Source organism: Kitasatospora putterlickiae (genome assembly GCF_039527695.1).
GTDB lineage: Bacteria > Actinomycetota > Actinomycetes > Streptomycetales > Streptomycetaceae > Kitasatospora > Kitasatospora putterlickiae.
The window spans coordinates 35,812-37,692 of sequence record NZ_BAAAKJ010000095.1; the positions used below are offsets into that span (position 1 = coordinate 35,812).

Here is a 1,881-nt window from a genome sequence, read left to right on the forward strand (position 1 = left end):
GCCGCCCCCTCGCCCATGCCGCCGAACGGCCGGGGCGGCGCACGCACTTTCCGACGGCCGACCAGCCCCCTGACCGGGGCTGCCGCGCTACCGACGGAGAAAACCCCGTGACCACCCCTGCCCAGCCGCCCCGCGACGGCGGTCGCACCCGCAAGCCCCGCAACCGTTCCGGCGCCCCGCGCACCGGCGCGGCCGCCCCGCGCACAGGCTCCACGCCGCGCACCGGTTCCGCCCCGCGCACCGGCGCGTCCACTCGCCCGCCGCGCCGCAACGCCCCGCGTGTCGCCGAGCCCGCCGACTTCACCGTCGTCGAGGGCACCCCGGCCCGCCCGCCGGCGGCGAGCTTCGCCGAGCTGGAGCTGCCCAAGGCGATCCTGTCCGCGCTCACCCGCGAGGGCGTCACCGAGCCGTTCCCGATCCAGGCCGCCACCCTGCCCGACTCGATCGCGGGCCGGGACGTGCTGGGCCGCGGCCGCACCGGCTCCGGCAAGACGCTCGCCTTCGGCCTGCCGCTGCTCGCCCGCACCGCCGGCAAGCGCGCCGACGCCCGCCACCCGCTGGCTCTGGTGCTGACGCCCACCCGCGAGCTGGCCCAGCAGGTCACCGAGGCGCTCACCCCGTACGCCACCGCAGTCAACCTGCGGATCGCCACCGTCGTCGGCGGCATGTCGATCACCCGGCAGGCCAACGCGGTGCGGCGCGGCGCCGAGGTCCTGGTCGCCACCCCCGGCCGGCTGGACGACCTGATCGGCCGCGGCGACGTCCGGCTCTCCGACGTCGCGATCACCGTCCTCGACGAGGCCGACCAGATGGCCGACATGGGCTTCCTGCCGCAGGTCACCAAGCTGCTGGAGCAGGTCGCCGAGGGCGGGCAGCGGATGCTGTTCTCCGCTACCCTGGACCGCAACGTCGACCGGCTGGTCAAGCGCTTCCTCGCCGACCCGGTGACCCACTCCGTCGACCCCTCGGCCGGCGCGGTCACCACCATGGACCACCACGTGCTCCAGCTGGAGCCGGCCGACAAGGCGTCCACCACCGCCCACATCGCCTCCCGCGACGGGCGCGTGATCATGTTCGTGCACACCAAGCACGGCGCCGACCGGCTGGCCAAGCAGCTGCTGGCCAACGGCGTGAAGGCGGCCGCCCTGCACGGCGGCAAGTCCCAGCCGCAGCGCAACCGGGTGCTCGACCAGTTCCGGGACGGCCTCGTCACCGCGCTGATCGCCACCAACGTGGCCGCCCGCGGCATCCACATCGACGGCCTCGACCTGGTCGTCAACGTCGATCCGCCGATCGACCACAAGGACTACCTGCACCGCGGCGGCCGCACCGCCCGGGCCGGCGAGTCCGGCACGGTCGTCACCCTGGTGCTGCCCGACCAGCGGCGCGAGGTCGGCCGGCTGATGACCGTGGCCGGGATCCGCCCGACCACCACCAAGATCCGCCCCGGCGACGTCGAGCTCGCCCGGATCACCGGCGCCCGCACGCCCAGCGGCGTGCCGGTCACCCTGGTCGTGCCCGCCCCGGCCGCCCCCGCCGACGCGGAGGCCGGGAAGGCCGCGCCGAAGTCCTCCTCGTCCGGCCCGCGCCGGCGCTCCGGCAAGCGCTCGGGGCTGCCGACCGACGTCGACATGAACGGCAACCCGCGCCGTCCCCGGCCCAAGCAGCGGGTCGGTGGCGCGGGCGGCGGCCAGGGCGGCGGCGCGCAGCGCCAGGCGGCCGGCTTCATCGGCCGCTCCTCGGGCCGGGCCAAGCCCGGCAGCGGCTCCAAGTCCGGCTCCAACTACGGCACCGGCCGCCAGCGCCGCCAGGGCGACTGACACCACCGGCACGACCGAAGCGACCGGCACGACCGAAGCGACCGGCACGACCGAAGCGACC

1 protein-coding gene is annotated in these 1,881 nt (G+C 76.3%); it reads left to right on the forward strand.

Annotation, left to right across the window (positions count from 1 at the left end; translation table 11 throughout):
* Nucleotides 1-107 precede the first annotated feature (107 nt).
* The gene (locus ABD308_RS10325; protein WP_344331250.1) at nucleotides 108-1,820 is read left to right on the forward strand and encodes a DEAD/DEAH box helicase; all 1,713 of its coding nucleotides are present in this window, start codon (nucleotides 108-110) and stop codon (nucleotides 1,818-1,820) included.
* Nucleotides 1,821-1,881: the final 61 nt, after the last annotated feature.